Raw genomic sequence first — 17085 nt, forward strand, 5'->3', positions numbered from 1 at the left:
GCACGCGCTGTTCACCCGCCCCGGCGAATTCGCCCATTACGCGGCCGCCAGCCCGTCGCTGTGGTGGGGCGATGGCGCGATCCTCGGGCAGCTCCCGGGCCTGGCCCAACGCCTGGATGGCCATCCCACGCAGTTGCTGCTGATGCGCGGCAGCGCCGAGCCTTCCAACCCCCGCGGCCCGGCGACCGAGCCGGCGGATGCACGGGCCCGGCAGTTGGCCGGGGAACTGCGCCAGATCCCGGGCCTGAGCCTGGATTACCACAGCTTCGACGGCCTGAGCCACGGTGAAACCCTGGGCGCGTCGTTGGCCTATGTGATGGAGCAGTTGTACCTGCGCTGATCGTTCAGACTGCGCGCCGGCAGCGACCTCGCTTTCGCCAGCCGGCGTCGCAGCCACTCCTGCGCCAAGACCGAAAAAACCCGTCGCCAATTTGCGTGCAGACCGCCCCCTCCGGCAGGACTAGACTTTTCTCACACCCCACCCCGAGGAAGTCAGCATGTCCAAACCCACTCCGGCGAAAACCCGCCAGCAGCACAATGACCGCGCCAATACCCTGAACCCCAATCGCGGGACTTGCGGCAGCAACCCGGAAAACGCCAAGGCCCATGGCAATCGCGGCAAGCAACTGAACCCCAACCAGGCCTGACGCGAACTGCGTATCAGCCTCCCACGACAAGGGACTGTCATGACCACGACTATCCGTTTTGCCACCCAAGGTGAACTGATCAGCCTGATGTTCGCCGCCTTTGGCATCCTGCCCCGTAAAGCGGCGGAGCGCAGCCAGGGCCTGGACGAGTCCTGGAAAAAGTCTGTGCAAAAACAGCTGCAACGCTTGAATCGGGAAGAAGGCGCATTGACCTCGAACCTGGCCAGCGCCATCGACCTGTTCAGCCGCGAGCTGTACACCTACCTGCCCACCGATACCCGGGTGGTGGGCTGTACTGGCGAAGTCTTGAGCGACTTGTATGAGACCTATAACGAGCTGATCAAAAACGAGGGCACCTTTCTCGATCAGGCCCAGACCCTGCGCTACTTCATCACGGTCGAGGCGATTCCGGCCCTGGCCTTGTCCCTGACCAAGCACAGCATGACGTACCGCCTCGGTGACCTGAGGTTGTGTACCCCGGACGACGAGTGGTGGTATTTGCCGTCATGGAATGCCGAGGGCCAGATTTGCCTGCCCCTGGAAAAGGTCATGCGCTGGGCCTATCGCCTGTGTCGGCTGTCCCAGATGCGCTTTCATAACCCGCCCCAGTTGCAGGAGGATGAGGAGGAGAAGGACAACGCCGAGCGGCGCCTGAAAAGCGCCGTCCGCTGGGTACGGGGCAAGAACGTGCCGTCGCTGCCGGAACTGCACACGAACTTCAGCGACTCGTTCGACAACCTGGCACGCCATGGCCACGTCATCAGCAAGGCGGTACAAGACAGCATCCGCACGGCCCTGGTCTTCGCCCGCAGCAGCAGCTTCTTGATCAAGGCCCTGGTCGAGCAGTACGGCACGGAGTATGTGCAGCAGAGCTGTCATCAATACCAGTGCCACGTCACGCGGCTGGCCGAAGACCTCCAGGGTTTCAAAGACCAGGCGAACACCATGCTGGAGCAGGCACCGGCGCCTTATGACCGGCGCCAACTCTGGGATAACGCCTGCGTCAACTATTGGCACGAGGCCTACCAGAGACTCAAGGGTGCCCAGCACGTCATCGGCCAGCGCCAGGAACAAGGCGGCCACGGGGCGCTGGCCGATGCCGAGTTACAGGCCCTGGCCCGGGATTACGGAAAATTCAACGTCGGCCTGGTCCTCGATCGCCTCGAACAGCTGCGGCACTACTCGGCACCGGAACACTTCGCGCACATGTTGCATGCGGGGTTCGACCTCAAGCGCGCGCCGGACACCCGCTGGGCCGACATCGATGCCTACGCCAGCCAGTTGCAGCGCCACGGCCTGAGCCAGCACCTGTGCTGGATGGAGCCCTGGTTGCGGGCCACCTACCACTACCGGCAGGAGGACTACGTCGCCGCCCTGGGCTACTACCAGACTGCGTTCGACCTGGCCAAGTACCGCGCCGGCAAAAACCAGTACCCGCTGGTCAATCAATACATCGAGGTCGCGGCCAAACAGGACGCCGCCGTCAAGTTCAGGCAGGGCATCGAATGGGCCCAGTACCTGGGTCTGCCGGTCAGATGGCTGCGGGACGATGAACCGACCACCGAAAAGCTGGAGTTCGTGCGCTACATGCACAAGATCGCCCGCTACGCCCAGCTGTAACCCATCCGCTGTTTCGACCAAACCGGAGTTTGCCCATGGCTTGTTACCTCTACCAATGCGCCCAGTGCTACACCACCCTGTATGGCGACGCCCTGCCCGCCGGCGCGGCCTATACCTACATCGTCAACGGCGAGCTGTGCGCCAGTTGCCAGGCACAGCAGGATCAGGATGACGACGACTAAGGTCCGGACGGCATTTGTGTTTAAAATGCCGCCCCCTGCCCTTTGCCGACCCCACCCGATGACCCCAGACGCCCTCGCTACCCTGCACGCCCATTTGCTCGACGCCCTGGCCACCCCGCCGACCGAGACCCGCCGCCTGTTCCATGGCCGCGGGCGCTGCTGGCCGGGGCTGGAGCAGGTGACGGTGGACTGGATGCAAGGGCTGGTGCTGGTGTCGCTGTTCAAGGAGCCCGAGCCCGGGCAACTGGACGCGCTGATTCAACTGCTGCTGGGCATCAGCACCTCGCCGACCTGGCAGGCCTCGGGCGCCAGCCATTTGCTGCTGCAGCATCGCTACCTGCCCGACAGCAGCGCGCAATGGCTGCTGGGCGAGGCGCTGGATGAGCTGACCCTGGAGGAAGAAGGCCTGCGCTATCGGGTGGACCTGGGGCGCAAGCAGAACAACGGCCTGTTCCTGGACATGCGCTACGGGCGCAACTGGGTCCGGGAAAACACCCGGGGCAAGCGCGTGCTCAACCTGTTCGCCTACACCTGCGGTTTTTCCGTGGCCGCCATCGAGGGCGGTGCCAGCCACGTGGTCAACCTCGACATGTCGCGCCCGGCCCTGAGCCGTGGCCGCGACAACCATCGGCTCAATGGCCACGACCTGAGCCGGGTGAGCTTTCTGGGGCATGACTTGTTCAAGTCCTGGGCCAAGGTCAAGAACGGCGGGCCCTATGACCTGGTGATCATCGACCCGCCGTCGTTTCAAAAAGGCAGCTTTCTGTTGAGCAAGGATTACCCACGGGTGCTGCGACGCCTGCCGGAGCTGTTGACCAGCCAGGGCACCCTGCTTGCGTGCATGAACGACCCGGCCTTTGGCCCTGAGTTTTTGATCGACGGCGTGACCCGCGAGGCGCCGGGCCTGCATTTTCAGCGGCGCCTGGACAACCCGCCGGAGTTCCCGGATATCGAGGCCGAAGCCGGCCTCAAGGCGCTGCTTTTTACCCTCGGGGATTAAACCCGGCCAGCTTCAGCGGGCATCGCCGTCCCGGGGTTTGTAGAAGCTGAATTTGCCGATCTTGGCCGTCTTCACGTATTCCTTGGCCCAGGCCGGCGAGGCGCTGCTGTCATGGAAATACATGGCGCCGTGGGTGTGATCCGGCAGTTGCTGGTTCAGGGCCTTGCGCGCGATTTCCTTGGCGACGGCGTACGGCGCGTCTTCTTCGACCTGATCCGAACGCCCGTCGCACCACCAGGAAAACTGGCAGGCATGCTGCTCCGAACCCTGCTTGACCACCTCGCACACGGTGTCTGGAAACCCCTTGTGCCCCAGGCGATTGACCACCACATTGGCCACCGCTTCCATATCGTCCGAGGTGCCGCCCTTGGCTTCCCAATAGATGCTGCGGGCGAGGCAGGTCAGGGCGTCGTCCAGCGGCGCCACGCCAGCCGGGTCCACCGCCTGGGCCTCACTCTGACTGATGGCCTCGACTTTGGCCGGTGGCGGTTCGCTGCCCTTGGCGGCGGCTTTCTGTTCCAGGACTTCGGCTTTGTCGACCGCGACCTGGGCGGCGGGTGCCTGATCGGCGGCAAAGACCTGGCTCGCGCAAAGCGTGAGGGCCAGGCAGGTGGCGACTAATAAGGGCTGCATGATCGAACCTTCCGGCTGTTACACAAGGGCCGCCGAGGCGGCGCAGCCTGCAGGCTGGTGGCCGGGGGTGGGCGGGCAAGCGCCCGGTGCTCGACCGGGCTCATAGAATCGACACTGGCGGCGCACGATCATTCCACCGTGCCCGAAAAAACCATGGCCGCCTTGTGCCGCAAAAGCCCGAGAGCCGGGGCTCAGGGCGCGCCGAACAGCGCGGTCCAGTAGATCCCGGCGTCGCTTTTCGGGTCCACGGCGTAGGCCGCGCCCAACTCGCGGAAGGCCGGGTTCATCAGGTTGGCGCAGTGCCCGGGGCTGGTCAGCCAGCCGTCGAGCACCTTGCGCGCCGAATCCTGGCCGGCGGCGATGTTCTCGCCGATCTGCCCGCCGGCATACCCCGCCAGCTCGGCCCGGTCTCCCGGGGTGCGGCCGTCGCGGTCTTTATGATCAAAAAAGTTCTGGTTGGCCATGGCCCGGCTATGGCCTTCGGCAGCCGCCCCCAGTTGCGCGTTCCAGGCCAGCGGCGCGCTGGCGGCAAAAGCCTGGGCCCCACATTGGCGCGGCTGGGCGCGGGCCGCGTTGAGCAATTGCAGCAGCTGCTGCCCTTCTGCCTGCCAGTCTCCGAGGCGCGCCGCCAGCAATGGCCGGGCGAGGACGATGCGCCATTCGCGGCCTTCGCGGCTGACGCCGATGTCGACAAACTGCGGGTCGAGCACCACCTGGCAGAAGCTTTCCTGCACCGCCTGCATCGCCGCGGCGGCATCCCGTGGCCCGGACAAGCTGATGGCCTGCACATTGACCATGGGGTACGCGGCCCGGGCCAGGGCCTGCTGCAAATCACCGACACTGCCGGCGGACAGCACCAGGCGCGGGTCGCTGGTCAGCGGCGGCAGCTCGTGGGACACCTGGCCGGCGCAGCGCTGGAGCTGGCCGCGGTAGCTGTTGATCGACTGCACCAACTGCGCCTCGTCGGCGGCCATGGCCGGGGCAGCCAGCAACAGGCCGATGGACACCAGGGCCAGGCGCCCGAGGGATGAGATGACGTGCATGAAAACCTCCGTGGGCTGAGTGCGTCCATGATGCGCGATCTCCCCCCGGGCGGTGCAAGGGCTTTTGCGCCCATGGCGCCAACGCGCAAGGTCAGTGCGCGTGGGCGGCGGACGCTGGCGCCTGGGCGAACAGCTCCAGCCCCAGGTTGCGGGCAAGCGCCAGGTGCGGGCGGGGGTCGCGGCTTTCCGAGTCGAGCAGCAAGTGCGAGCTGGCGACACGGGCGCCGCAGTAATCGAAGATGCCGTGGTCGATCTGGGTCTGCATCGCCTTGGCATAACCGTGGCGCTCGAAGGTGCCGGCGTCGGCGCCGCCCAGGGCCAACAGGTGCACATTCAGGTGGCGCAGTTTTTTCAGGAGTTTGGCCTCGGGGCTGTAATCAAAGGCCCAGCCGTTGGCGAACACACGGTCGATCCAACCCTTGAGCAGCCCCGGCATCGACCACCAGTACACCGGGTAAACCAGCACCAGGGCGTCGGCGCCGTCGATTCGGGCCTGCTCGGCGGCGACATCGGCCGGCGGCGCGACCTGCTGACGGTGCACCGCGTGGTCACCGGGGTTGAACCTGGGGTCGAAACCCTGGGCCGACAGGTCGGCGATTTCCCAGGTATGCCCGGCCTCGGCCAGGCCGGCGGCAACCTGCGCCGCCAGGCTGTGGGTCAGGGACAGGGGGTCGTGATGGGCGACAACGATCAGGGCATGCATGGTTCAGGCTCCGCGCAGGGTTGAAAGGCAGATTGAGGGCACGGGGTCGGCCCTATACACTGCACAAGCTACGATTAGTAAGTTAATCACCATAAGTTACTTTTGGTATATAAGACATGTCAAGCGACCTCAACCCGTCACCGCCCGAAACCACCCCACCCCGTCGCCGCCTGACGCGCGAAGATCGCCTGCGCCAGTTGCTCGACGTCGCCTGGCAACTGGTTCGCGAGGAAGGCACCGAGGCCCTGACCCTGGGCCGGCTGGCCGAACAGGCCGGGGTGACCAAGCCGGTGGTGTATGACCACTTCAGCACCCGGCCGGGGCTGTTGGCGGCGCTGTACCAGGACTTCGATCAACGCCAGACCGCCGTGATGGACGCCGCCCTGGCGCGCAGCGACGCCACCCTCGACAGCCGCGCCCGGGTGATCGCCGCGTCTTATGTGGCCTGTGTGTCGCTGCAGGGGCGGGAGATTCCCGGAGTGATCGCGGCCCTGGCCAGTTCGCCGGAGCTGGCGCAGATCAAGGGTGAGTACGAGGCGATCTTCATCGAAAAATGCCGCCACGCCCTGGCCCCGTTCGCTGCTGGCAATGGCATAGGCAACGCCTCGTTGCGGGCCATGCTCGGCGCCGCCGAGGCCCTGTCCCACGCGGCTGCGAACGGCGAGCTCAGCGCCCTGCAAGCCGAAGACGAATTGTTTGAAATCATCCGCGCCCTGGTCCAGCGAAGCGCCGCTGGCAGCCAGTGACCCGCGCCCTTTTTCCAGCGGCGGAGCACGCCATGCATTTACTGTATCCAAGCGACCCGTTTGATCCGAAGCAGGTCGACGAGACCTATCAGGACGAATATGCCGCCGCCCGGGCCCTGGGCCTGGAGGCTTCGCTGTTCTGTTTCGAAGACTTCGAGGCCGGCCGGCTCAAGGCACACCCGGCCATTCCCGAGGGCAGCACGGTGCTGTATCGCGGCTGGATGCTGACGCCGCCGGTGTACATCAGCCTGGTCGAAGCCCTGCGCGTCCTGGGTGCCACGGCGTTGACCGACCCCGCTCAATACCGGCGTTGTCACCACCTGCCGGAGTGGTACCCGTTGCTGACCGAGCACACCAGCGAGACCCGGGTGCTGCCCGCTGACGCCGACTTCACCCAGGCCCTGCATGGGCTGGACTGGCCGGGGTATTTCATCAAGGACTATGTGAAATCCCTCAACACCGCTGGCGGGTCACTGGTGGCGAACGTGGCGCAGATCGCCCCACTGGTGGAGCAGATGCGCCAGTACCGCGGGCAGATAGAAGGCGGCGTGTGCGTCAGAAAGCGCGAGGATTACCTTGAGCACACCGAGCGGCGCTACTTTGTCGCCAGAGGCCGGGCCTACGGCGCCGATGGCGAGGTGCCGGCGCTGGTGCAACGTTGCGCGCGTTTGATCGACAGCCCCTTTTTCTCGGTGGATGTGGTGCAGCGCGCTGACGGTGTACTGCGCCTCGTCGAGTTGGGCGATGGCCAGGTGTCGGATCGCAAGGAATGGACCGCCGAGGGTTTTGCCCAGGTGCTCAAGACGCTCGGCTGAGGCTCGGGTCAGCGACGCCAAGGAGTAGGACAAGGCCGAAACCGACCTGGTCGCTACCATTGGCGACCCGTGCGAACAACGCCCGGGGCAAATTCGTATACCATATCCCCACCTCCTTTCGAACGACCGCCATTGTGAACCTACCCCGACTCAACGCCCCGGACCTGGGCAACACGCCCTCGACTTCAGAGATCATCACCCGGCATCTGCGCGACGCCATCGTCGCCGGGCATTTCGACGAGGACGAGCCGATTCGCCAGGACGATATCGCCCGTCAGTTCAACGTCAGCAAGATCCCGGTACGCGAGGCCCTCAAGCGCCTGGAAGCCGAAGGCCTGGTGATGTTCCAGCGCAACCGCGGGGCCATGGTCACGCGGATCTCGGAAGCGGAACTGGCGCAGATGTTCGAGGTGCGCATGCTGCTTGAAGACAAGGCGCTGCGCCTGGCCATCCCCAACATGACCGAAGAGACCTTCGCCCGGGCCGAGCGGATCTGCCAGGAATTCATCGGCGAAAACGACGTCGGGCGCTGGGCCGAACTCAACTGGGAGTTGCACGCCTGCCTGTATGAACCGGCGCAACGGCCGTTTCTGGTGAGCCTGATCCGCTCGGTCAACGACAAGCTGGAACGCTACCTGCGCATGCAGATGAGCCTCTCGGCCGGCAAGGATCGCGCCGACCACGAGCACCGGGAAATCCTCCAGGCCTGCCGCGACGGCAACGTCGAACAGGCCGTGGCCCTGCTGGACGAACACATCGCCGGCGTCTGCAAAACCCTGTTCGAACACCTGCCTTGTGCGCATTGACGGCCAGCCGTTGCGGCCCCGGGTAAAGACCTGAGGGCCCCGGCGCCCATGCCGGCCAGCGCAGCCTCGCAGGCTCGGCAGCGGCTACAGCCCAATGCCCCGCCCCCCTGACACCCTGTAGCCGCTGCCGCCAGGCGGCGCTGGCCCGCAATACCGCCGCATAACCCCCTGACACTCCACGGCGCCCACCCCGGCCAGCGCAGCCTCGCGGGCTCGGCAGCGGCAGGCTACGGGCGGTGTTCCTTTAATGGGCGTCGCGGGCAGTGGTTGCTCCCTTATGTAACACCGCGCCTGCAACCACTTGAGGCGCCTGACGCCACTCAAGCGGGGTCTGGCGGGGTGCAACGGCGCTCCGGCAAGGATCGGCGAATTAATTCCAGGTCACGGGGAAAAACAGGCACGCCCATTGCTAATAAAAAATATCGTATACGAAATTCACAATACGATTATCCCCCCACCTTTGCGCTAACGAGGCACCTATGAAAAACCCCGCTTTTGCCGTAGCCCTCACCGCCGTTCTCAGCAGTTCCTTTATCGCCACCGCCCAGGCCGACAAGCTCGATGACATCATCGGCTCCGGCAAGCTGCGCTGTGCGGTGACCCTGGACTTCCCGCCCATGGGTTTTCGCGATGAAAGCAACAAGCCCGCCGGCTTTGACGTCGATTACTGCAATGACCTGGCAAAAGTCCTCGGGGTGGATGCCGAGGTGGTGGAAACGCCCTTCCCCGACCGGATCCCGGCCCTGGTCTCGGGCCGCGCCGATGTGATTGTCGCCTCTACTTCCGACACCCTGGAGCGGGCCAAGACCGTCGGCCTGACCGTGCCCTACTTCGCCTTCCAGATGGTGGTGCTGACCCGGGACAACACCGGTATCAACAGCTTCGAGGACATCAAGGGCAAGGCCCTGGGCAACACCAGCGGCACCTATGAAGCCATTGCCCTGGAGAAAGACGTCAAGCAATGGGGCAGCGGCAGTTTCCGCGCCTATCAGTCGCAGAACGACACCATCCTTGCCGTCGCCCAGGGCCATATCGACGCCACCGTGGTCACCAACACCGTGGCCGCCGCCACCCTCAAATCCGGCAAGTACAAGAACCTGAAAATCGCCGGTAACGCACCCTATGTGGTGGATTACGTGTCCCTGGGTGCCAAGCGCAGCGAGTACGGGCTGATCAACTACCTCAACCTGTTCGTCAACCAGCAGGTGCGCACCGGGCGCTACAAGGAGCTGTTCGTGAAATGGGTCGGCAGCGATATTCCGCCTACCGACCTGACCGTGCCAAAGGTCTACTACTAAGGTGACCGGCATGCCCAGCACGCCCACCGTCCTGAGCGGTCGCAGTCTGGTAGCAGGGGCCGCCCAAGGCCCCCTGCTGTTCGCCGAAGTCGGGCTGAGCTTCTGGGGCGGGGTCGACCCGGTCAGCGGCGAAGTCATCGACCGGCATCACCCCTTGAGCGGCGAGTGCCTGGCCGGCCGGGTGCTGGCCATCCCCAGCGGCCGCGGCTCGTGCACCGGCAGCAGCGTGCTGATGGAGCTGATCAGCAATGGCCATGCACCGGCCGCCCTGGTGCTGGCCGAGGCCGATGAGATCCTGACCCTGGGCGTGCTGGTGGCGCAGACCATTTTCCAGCGTTCCCTGCCGGTGCTGTGCATCGGCCGGGAGGCCTTCGCCACCTTGCGCGGCAGCGCGTTCGCCCGGGTTGAAGGCGACGCGCTGAGCCTGTTCCCGCAAGCACCGCCGGCCTTAGCCCCATACCGCGACAGCCCGCAACCCGACACACGGCCACCCTCCATCGCACTCACCGAGCATGACCAGGCGCTGCTCGCCGGCACCCACGGCAAGGCCGCCCAGGTGGCGATGCAGATCGTGCTGCGCATGGCCGAGCTGCAAGGCGCGCGCAGCCTGGTGGATGTGACCCAGGCCCATATCGACGGTTGCATCTATACCGGGCCGGCCAGCCTGCGGTTCGCCGAACAACTGGTGCAATGGGGCGCCCAGGTGCGGGTCCCGACCACCCTCAATTCGATCTCCGTGGACCAGCGCCGCTGGCGCGAACTGGGCATCGACGCCGCCCTCGGCGAACCCGCCAGTGCCCTGGGCGACGCCTATATGGCCATGGGCGCGCAACTGAGTTTCACCTGCGCGCCCTACCTGCTGGACAGCGCGCCCAAGGCCGGCGAACAGATTGTCTGGGCCGAATCCAACGCTGTGGTGTACGCCAACAGCGTGCTCGGCGCACGCACCCTGAAATACCCGGATTACCTGGACATCTGCATCGCCCTCAGCGGCCGCGCGCCCCTGGTCGGCTGCCACCTGGACGCCCAGCGCAAGGCCCGCCTGCAGATCGAGCTGCCGCCATTGGCCGCCCTCGACGACGCCTTCTACCCGCTGCTGGGCTACCACATCGGCAACCTGGCCGGCAGCCGCATCCCCCTGGTGCTGGGGCTGGAACGGGCGCAGCCCAGCCTCGACGACCTCAAGGCCTTCGGCGCCGCCTTTGCCACCACGTCGGCGGCGCCACTGTTCCATATCGCCGGGGTCACCCCCGAGGCGCTGGACCCGGCCCAGGTGCTGGAACCGGGCGTGGCGCTGCCGGTGGAGCGCATCCAACTCGCCGACCTGCGCGCCAGTTGGGCCGAGCTCAACAGCGCCAGCAATCCCCAGGTGGACGTGGTGTCCCTGGGCAACCCGCACTTTTCCGCCAGCGAATTCGCCGCCCTGGCCCGGCTGTGCCAGGGCCGGCACAAACACCCGTCGGTGGTGCTGGCGATCACCTGCGGCCGGGCCGTGCTGGAACAGGCCCGCGCCGCCGGGGATATCGCGCCGCTGGAGGCATTTGGCGCGACCCTGATCACCGACACCTGCTGGTGCATGCTCGGCGAACCGGTGATCCCGCCCGGCGCCCGCACCCTGATGACCAACTCCGGCAAATACGCCCACTACGCCCCCGGGCTGGTGGGCCGCCCGGTGCATTTCGCGAGCCTGGCCGAGTGTGTCGACAGCGCCTGCACCGGTCACGCCAGCGGCCGCCTGCCGGCCTGGCTCGAACCCGTCGCCCCCCTGGAGAGCCCCGCGCATGTTTGACTACACCTTCCAATGGCGCTCGGCGCTGCGGGCCCTGCCCGACATGCTGGCCGGTGCCCTGGTGACCTTCGAGACCGCTGCGCTGTCGATGATCTTCGGCGTGCTGATCGCCCTGGCCCTGACCGTGATGCGTGAAGCCCGGCAGCCAGTGCTGCGCGGCATCGGCAACGCCTGGGTCTCGATCGCCCGCAACACGCCGTCGCTGTTCCAGATCTACATCCTGTACTTCGGCCTCGGCTCCCTCGGGCTGCACGTCAGTTCCTGGTTTGCCCTGCTGGCCGGGATCACCTTCAACAATGCCGGCTACCTGGCGGAGAACTTTCGCGGCGGGCTCAAGGCCGTGCCCACGACCCAGGTCCGCGCCGCACGCTCCCTGGGCATGAGCGCGTTCCAGACCTACCGCATGATCATCGTCCCGCAGTTGCTGAGGGTGGTGTTCTACCCCCTGACCAACCAGATGGTGTGGGCGGTACTGATGACCTCGCTGGGGGTGATCGTCGGGCTCAACAACGACCTCACCGGCGTGACCCAGGACTACAACGTCAAGACGTTCCGCACCTTCGAGTACTTCGCCATCGCGGCGGTGCTCTATTACCTGATTTCCAAGCTGATCGTCGCGGTAGCCCGGCTGTTGGCCTGGCGCCTGTTCCGTTACTGAGGGCGCATCCATGTTTTCCACCAGTCTTACCAGCAACGATGTGCTGTTCCTGCTCAGCGGGGCCTGGGTCACGGTGCAACTGACCTTCTGGGCCATCATTCTCGGCTCGGTCGCCGGGCTGTTTTTCGGTTTGCTGCGGGCCCTGCTGCCGCGCGCCAGCCTGCCCCTGGCCTGGGTCCTGGACGTGTTTCGCAGCGTGCCGCTGTTGATCCAGTTCGTCCTGTTCAACTCGTTCAAAAGCATCGTCGGCCTCAACATCAGCGCCTTCAGCGTCGGCTGCATCGTGCTCGGGATCTACGCTGCCGCGTACTTCACCGAGATCGTGCGCAGCGGCGTGCTCGCGGTGCCGTTGACGGTGCGCCGCGCCAGCCGCTCCCTGGGCCTGAGCTACCTGCAGGACCTGCGCTGGATCGTGCTGCCGATGGCCTCGCGCGTGGCCTTCCCCGGCTGGCTGAACCTGGTCCTGAGCGTGATGAAAGACACCGCGCTGGTGATGTGGATCGGCATCGTCGAGCTGCTGCGCGCCTCGCAAACCATCGTCACCCGCATTCAGGAACCGCTGCTGGTGCTGTGCATCGCGGGCCTTATCTACTACGTCATGAGCCTGGTGGTCGCTCGCCTGGGCGCTCGTCTGGAAAGAAGGTGGCAAGAAAATGATTGAGATCGACAACGTATACAAATCCTTCGGCGACCTCGAAGTGGTCAAGGGCGTGAGCCTGACCGTGCAAAAAGGCGAAGTGGTGTCGATCATCGGCGGCTCCGGCTCCGGCAAGTCGACCCTGTTGATGTGCATCAACGGCCTGGAGCCGATCCAGAAAGGCAGCATCCGCGTCGACGGGGTCGAGGTGCACAACCGCGCCACCGACCTCAATCGCCTGCGCCAGCGCATCGGCATCGTATTCCAGCAATGGAACGCCTTCCCCCACCTGACGGTGCTGGAGAACGTCATGCTCGCGCCGCGCAAGGTGCTCGGTAAAAGTCGCCAGGAAGCCGAGGCGCTGGCGGTCCAGCAACTGACCCATGTCGGCCTGGGGGACAAGCTCAAGACCTTCCCCGGCAAGCTGTCCGGCGGCCAGCAGCAACGCATGGCGATCGCCCGGGCCCTGGCCATGTCGCCGGACTACATGCTGTTCGACGAAGCCACCTCGGCCCTCGACCCGCAACTGGTGGGCGAGGTGCTGGACACCATGCGCATGCTCGCCGAAGACGGCATGACCATGGTCCTGGTGACCCACGAAATCCGCTTCGCCCGCGATGTGTCCGACCGCGTGGCGTTCTTCCGCAATGGCCTGGTGCATGAAATCGGTGCCCCCGACCAGGTCATCGGCAACCCCCAGCAGCCGGAAACGGCGGCCTTCCTCAAATCGGTCAAGTAGGAGCAGGCAATGCGTTCATCGAAAGTCATTCATGTGGTCAGCTGCCACGCCGAAGGCGAAGTCGGCGATGTGATCGTCGGCGGCGTCGCACCGCCCCCGGGCGCCACGGTGTGGGAGCAATCGCGCTGGATCGCCCAGGACCAGACCCTGCGCAACTTCGTGCTCAACGAGCCGCGCGGCGGGGTGTTCCGCCACGTCAACCTGCTGGTGCCGGCCAAGGACCCACGGGCGCAGATGGGCTGGATCATCATGGAGCCGGCCGACACCCCGCCGATGTCCGGGTCCAACTCGCTGTGCGTGGCCACGGTGCTGCTCGACAGCGGCATCCTGCCGATGACCGAACCGCAGACGCACCTGGTGCTCGAAGCCCCCGGCGGCCTGATCGAAGTCGTGGCCGAGTGCCGCGATGGCAAGGTGCAGCGGGTGGAGGTGAAAAACGTGCCGTCGTTCGCCAACCGTCTGGACGCCTGGATCGAGGTCGAGGGCCTGGGCTCGCTGCAGGTCGACACGGCCTATGGCGGCGACAGCTTTGTGATCGCCGACGCCCGACGCCTGGGCTTTGCCATCCGCCCGGACGAGGCCCGGGAGCTGGTGGAGATCGGCCTGAAAATCACCCGCGCGGCCAACGAGCAATTGGGCTTTGTGCACCCGTTGAACCCTGAGTGGTCGCATATTTCGTTCTGCCAGATTGCCGCGCCCATCGTCCATGAACACGGCGTGGCCACCGGCGCCAACGCGGTGGTGATCCAACCCGGCAAGATCGACCGCTCCCCCACCGGCACCGGGTGTTCGGCGCGCATGGCGGTGCTCCAGGCCAAGGGGTTGATGCAGGTGGGCGAACGTTTTATCGGGCGCTCGATCCTCGGTTCCGAGTTCCATTGCCGCATCGACTCCCTGACCGAAGTGGCCGGGCACCCAGCCATATACCCGTGCATTTCCGGGCGTGCGTGGATCACCGGCACCCATCAATTGCTGCTCGACCCGGCCGATCCGTGGCCTGAAGGCTACCGATTGTCGGACACCTGGCCCGGCGCCTGAATTCCAACCCTTTGATTTAACGCGAGAAAGCCCGAAGCCACGGGCGTTGTGAAAAATACTGCTGGCCGACCTTTGGCCTTTCAAATATCGTATACGAAATACAATTAACAACCGGAGACTACTATGAGCAAGCGCATCAACTGGAGTGGCGTTTTCCCCGCGGTGACCACTCAATTCAATGACGACTTCTCCATCAACCTGGAGAAAACCCACCAGGTGATTTCCAACGTGATCCGCGACGGCGTCTCGGGTCTGGTGGTGTGTGGTTCGGTGGGCGAAAACACCTCGCTGACCGCCGAAGAAAAAATCGCCGTGACCGAAGTCGCGGTGGATGCCTCCCGCGGCCGGGTCCCGGTGATCTGCGGCGTGGCCGAATTCACCAGCGTGCAGGCGGCCAAGGTGGCCAACGCCGTGCGCAAGGTCGGGGTGGACGGGGTGATGTTGATGCCGGCCCTGGTCTACGGCTCCAAGCCGTTCGAGACCGCCGAGCACTACCGCTACGTGGCCAAGAATGCCGACGTGCCGCTGATGGTCTACAACAACCCGCCGATCTACAAAAACGACGTGACCCCGGACATCCTGATTTCCCTGGCCGACTGCGACAACGTGGTGTGCTTCAAGGATTCTTCCGGCGACACCCGGCGTTTTATCGACGTGCGCAATGAAGTCGGCGACCGCTTCGTGCTGTTCGCCGGCCTCGACGACGTGGTCCTGGAAAGCCTGGCAGTGGGTGCCGAGGGCTGGGTCTCGGGCATGTCCAACGTGTTCCCCAAGGAAGGCGAAACCATCTTCCGCCTGGCCAAGGCCGGCCGTTACGAAGAAGCCATGCCGATCTACGAATGGCTGATGCCGATCCTGCACCTCGATGCCCGCCCGGACCTGGTGCAGTGCATCAAGCTGTGTGAAGCCATCGCCGGTCGCGGCAGCGCCCTGACCCGTCCGCCACGCCTGGCCTTGCCGCAAGCCGACCGCGAGTTCGTCGAGCGCATCATGGCCAAGGCCCTGGCCAACCGTCCGCATCTGCCGGACGTCGGTCTCTGAGTGGGTGCCGGGCCGGCCTATACGGCCCGGCCCGGCTTGCCCGTTAACTGCGCCCCCCACAGGAAACGTCAGCATGTCCACTCTTCCAGCCTCCCCTGCTTCCTCGAACCCCACCACACCATCGGGCCTGAAACGAGTCGTGGCCGCCGCCATGGCCGGCACAGTCGCCGAATGGTATGAATTCTTCCTGTATGGCACCGCCTCGGCCCTGGTCTTCGGCCAGCTGTTCTTCCGCCAGACCGACAGCCCCATCGACGGCATCATCGCCGCCTTCGCCCTGTACGCCGTGGGCTTTCTCGCCCGCCCCCTGGGCGGCCTGGTATTCGGTCACTACGGTGACAAATTCGGCCGCAAGCGCCTGCTGCAACTGAGTCTGGTGGTGGTCGGCATCACCACCTTCCTCATGGGCTGCCTGCCCGGTTTCGACAGCATCGGCTACGCCGCGCCGGTGTTGCTGGTGCTGCTGCGGCTGATCCAGGGCTTCGCCTTTGGCGGTGAATGGGGCGGCGCGATTCTGCTGGTCTCCGAACACTGCCCGGACAACCGCCGCGGCTTCTGGGCCAGTTGGCCCCAGGCCGGGGTTCCGGCCGGCAACCTGGTGGCCACCGTGGCGCTGTTGCTGCTGTCGTCGAACCTCTCCGAAGAACAGTTCCTGTCCTGGGGCTGGCGCGTGGCGTTCTGGTTCTCGGCGGTGGTGGTGCTGATCGGCTACTGGATCCGCACCCGTGTCGATGACGCGCCGATTTTCAAGGAAACCCAGGCCCGCCAGGCCAAAAACAAAGTCCAGCAACTGGGGGTGGTCGAAGTCCTGCGCCACCACTGGCGGTCGGTGCTGGTAGGGATTGGCGCGCGTTTTGCGGAAAACATCCTGTATTACACCGTGGTCACCTTCTCCATCACCTACCTCAAGCTGGTGGTGCACAAGGACACCACCGAGATCCTGCTGCTGATGTTCGGTGCACACCTGCTGCACTTTTTCATGATCCCGCTGATGGGCTACCTGTCGGATCTGGTGGGGCGCAAACCGGTGTACCTGACCGGTGCCGTGCTCACCGCGTTCTGGGGGTTTGTCGGCTTCCCGATGATGGACACCGGCAACAACTGGCTGATCATGGCCGCCATCACCCTGGGCCTGGCCATCGAGTCCATGACTTATGCGCCCTACTCGGCGCTGATGGCCGAGCTGTTCCCGACCCACGTGCGCTACACCGCGTTGTCGCTGTGCTACCAGGTGGCGCCGATCTTCGCCGGTTCCCTGGCGCCGCTGATCGCCATCACCCTGCTGAACAAGTACCACAGCTCCACGCCCATCGCCTGGTACCTGGTGGGCGCCGCGCTGATCTCCATCGTCGCCGTCGGCCTGACCCGCGAGACCCGGGGCAAGTCGCTGCACCAGGTGGATGCCGAAGCGGCGGTGCGGGTTGCCGCCCACGACGCTGCGCAAACCGCCCCGGGCCGGGGTAATTCGCTGGCCTGAGCCATGAACCCACCACTCAAGGAGCCTTGCATGACCCAGATCATCGGCCACAACTACATCGGCGGCGCCCGCAGCGCCGCCGGCAACCACACCCTGCACAGCCATGACGCCAGCAGTGGCGAAGCCCTGCCCTACCGCTTTACCCAGGCCACCGAGGCCGAAGTCGATGCCGCTGCCCGCGCCGCGGCGGCGGCCTACCCGGCGTTTCGCAGC

18 protein-coding genes and 2 pseudogenes are annotated in these 17085 nt (G+C 65.3%); 17 read left to right on the forward strand and 3 right to left on the reverse strand.

The genetic code is table 11. The annotated features are described in order from the left end of the window. From CF161_RS33095 to CF161_RS08585, 5 genes and pseudogenes are all read left to right on the forward strand, one after another. Positions 1-340: pseudogene (locus tag CF161_RS33095) on the forward strand (alpha/beta hydrolase); the annotation flags it as partial. 157 nt (positions 341-497) lie between these two features. Continuing rightward, a complete protein-coding gene (locus tag CF161_RS33100; protein ID WP_020296175.1) occupies positions 498-647 on the forward strand; it encodes a hypothetical protein in 150 nt (49 codons plus the stop codon). Positions 648-686: 39 nt separating this feature from the next. Continuing rightward, on the forward strand, positions 687-2267 hold the full coding sequence (locus CF161_RS08580; protein ID WP_020296176.1) for a hypothetical protein: 1581 nt from the start codon (positions 687-689) through the stop codon (positions 2265-2267). 35 nt (positions 2268-2302) lie between these two features. After that, positions 2303-2449: a hypothetical protein gene (locus CF161_RS33105; protein ID WP_020296177.1), complete on the forward strand. Its 147-nt coding sequence runs from the start codon at positions 2303-2305 to the stop codon at positions 2447-2449. A 58-nt stretch (positions 2450-2507) separates the two neighbouring features. After that, positions 2508-3449, forward strand: coding sequence for a class I SAM-dependent methyltransferase (locus tag CF161_RS08585; protein ID WP_020296178.1), 942 nt, complete (start codon positions 2508-2510; stop codon positions 3447-3449). A gap of 12 nt (positions 3450-3461) precedes the next feature. Here the strand turns inward: CF161_RS08585 and CF161_RS08590 are convergent, their stop codons facing one another. The 3 genes from CF161_RS08590 to CF161_RS08600 all read right to left on the reverse strand — a co-directional run bounded on the left by CF161_RS08590 (position 3462) and on the right by CF161_RS08600 (position 5828). Then, complete coding sequence (locus CF161_RS08590) at positions 3462-4082, reverse strand: cell wall hydrolase (RefSeq protein WP_020296179.1); 621 nt, start codon at positions 4080-4082, stop codon at positions 3462-3464. A gap of 191 nt (positions 4083-4273) precedes the next feature. Then, positions 4274-5125 carry a CAP domain-containing protein gene (locus CF161_RS08595; protein WP_020296180.1) on the reverse strand — a complete coding sequence of 284 codons (852 nt, stop codon included), beginning with the start codon at positions 5123-5125 and terminating at the stop codon, positions 4274-4276. Between the two features lie 91 nt (positions 5126-5216). After that, positions 5217-5828 carry an NAD(P)H-dependent oxidoreductase gene (locus tag CF161_RS08600; protein ID WP_020296181.1) on the reverse strand — a complete coding sequence of 204 codons (612 nt, stop codon included), beginning with the start codon at positions 5826-5828 and terminating at the stop codon, positions 5217-5219. A gap of 116 nt (positions 5829-5944) precedes the next feature. Between CF161_RS08600 and CF161_RS08605 the strand changes: the two genes are divergently transcribed. The 12 genes and pseudogenes from CF161_RS08605 to CF161_RS08660 form a co-directional block, all read left to right on the forward strand. Beyond that, positions 5945-6574 carry a TetR/AcrR family transcriptional regulator gene (locus tag CF161_RS08605; RefSeq protein ID WP_020296182.1) on the forward strand — a complete coding sequence of 210 codons (630 nt, stop codon included), beginning with the start codon at positions 5945-5947 and terminating at the stop codon, positions 6572-6574. Between the two features lie 32 nt (positions 6575-6606). Further along, positions 6607-7389: an ATP-grasp domain-containing protein gene (locus tag CF161_RS08610; protein WP_020296183.1), complete on the forward strand. Its 783-nt coding sequence runs from the start codon at positions 6607-6609 to the stop codon at positions 7387-7389. 134 nt (positions 7390-7523) lie between these two features. Beyond that, complete coding sequence (locus CF161_RS08615; protein WP_043228938.1) at positions 7524-8195, forward strand: GntR family transcriptional regulator; 672 nt, start codon at positions 7524-7526, stop codon at positions 8193-8195. Between the two features lie 479 nt (positions 8196-8674). Continuing rightward, the gene (locus tag CF161_RS08620; RefSeq protein ID WP_020296185.1) at positions 8675-9493 is read left to right on the forward strand and encodes a transporter substrate-binding domain-containing protein; all 819 of its coding nucleotides are present in this window, start codon (positions 8675-8677) and stop codon (positions 9491-9493) included. Between the two features lie 10 nt (positions 9494-9503). Then, positions 9504-11282 (forward strand): aconitase X, encoded by a 1779-nt coding sequence (locus CF161_RS08625; protein WP_020296186.1) that lies wholly within the window; start codon positions 9504-9506, stop codon positions 11280-11282. Then, positions 11275-11940 carry an amino acid ABC transporter permease gene (locus CF161_RS08630; RefSeq protein ID WP_020296187.1) on the forward strand — a complete coding sequence of 222 codons (666 nt, stop codon included), beginning with the start codon at positions 11275-11277 and terminating at the stop codon, positions 11938-11940. Before CF161_RS08625 ends, CF161_RS08630 begins: the two co-directional genes overlap by 8 nt. A gap of 10 nt (positions 11941-11950) precedes the next feature. Continuing rightward, entirely contained in the window at positions 11951-12601 is a 651-nt protein-coding gene (locus CF161_RS08635; protein ID WP_020296188.1) for an amino acid ABC transporter permease, read from the forward strand. Beyond that, entirely contained in the window at positions 12594-13316 is a 723-nt protein-coding gene (locus CF161_RS08640) for an amino acid ABC transporter ATP-binding protein (RefSeq protein WP_020296189.1), read from the forward strand. Before CF161_RS08635 ends, CF161_RS08640 begins: the two co-directional genes overlap by 8 nt. Before the next feature lie 9 nt (positions 13317-13325). After that, positions 13326-14354 (forward strand): proline racemase family protein, encoded by a 1029-nt coding sequence (locus CF161_RS08645; protein ID WP_020296190.1) that lies wholly within the window; start codon positions 13326-13328, stop codon positions 14352-14354. Positions 14355-14477: 123 nt separating this feature from the next. After that, positions 14478-15395 carry a dihydrodipicolinate synthase family protein gene (locus CF161_RS08650; RefSeq protein ID WP_020296191.1) on the forward strand — a complete coding sequence of 306 codons (918 nt, stop codon included), beginning with the start codon at positions 14478-14480 and terminating at the stop codon, positions 15393-15395. Positions 15396-15468: 73 nt separating this feature from the next. Beyond that, positions 15469-16872, forward strand: a complete 1404-nt coding sequence (gene abaF, locus CF161_RS08655) for a fosfomycin efflux MFS transporter AbaF (protein ID WP_043228936.1) — start codon at positions 15469-15471, stop codon at positions 16870-16872. A 30-nt stretch (positions 16873-16902) separates the two neighbouring features. Beyond that, positions 16903-17085, forward strand: a pseudogene (locus CF161_RS08660) (aldehyde dehydrogenase (NADP(+))); the annotation flags it as partial.

Source organism: Pseudomonas sp. CF161, assembly GCF_000416215.1.
In the GTDB taxonomy this organism is placed as follows: domain Bacteria; phylum Pseudomonadota; class Gammaproteobacteria; order Pseudomonadales; family Pseudomonadaceae; genus Aquipseudomonas.